Genomic DNA, 473 nt, shown 5'->3' with positions numbered 1-473 from the left:
TGTGCTGTCGCAATGGTTGCAGGCTATGGTAACCTCGAGCTGCGAGGCAAAACGTATTGTGCTATATCTGTAGATCTCGTTTTCGCGGATTCCCGATGTTTAGTCTGCCTATACACGGGTCTTTGAAAACCCGATGGTGGCGCTGCTTATCTTTGCGGGCATCTATGTTATTATCTCGATGACCGCCGAAATCTTGCGCGAACTGGTCAGCGCCTGACGGGTGCGGGGGGGGGGCCACGGTCAGACGACCTGCCCCGCCGCCCAGCCCGACGACCACGCCCATTGGAAGTTATAGCCCCCCAGCCAGCCCGTCACATCGACCACTTCGCCGAGGAAATACAGCCCCGGCACCGATTTGGCTTGCAGGCTGCGCGCGTCAAGCGCCTCGGTCGAGACACCGCCCAGCGTGACTTCGGCGGTGCGATACCCCTCTGACCCGACAGGCGTCAGCCGCCAATCGGCAAGTTGGGCTG

Annotated in this window: 1 protein-coding gene; it reads right to left on the bottom strand. The window is 60.5% G+C overall.

Going from position 1 to position 473, the window contains the following annotated elements; all coding sequences use genetic code 11:
- Positions 1-240: 240 nt before the first annotated feature.
- Positions 241-473 (bottom strand): NAD(P)/FAD-dependent oxidoreductase (locus tag V3C85_RS11770; protein WP_331795300.1); only part of this gene is annotated, 233 nt, incomplete at its 5' end.

The organism is Pseudotabrizicola sp. L79 (assembly GCF_036553525.1).
Taxonomy (GTDB): domain Bacteria; phylum Pseudomonadota; class Alphaproteobacteria; order Rhodobacterales; family Rhodobacteraceae; genus Pseudotabrizicola.
This window is presented reverse-complemented; position numbering and strand designations above follow the sequence as displayed.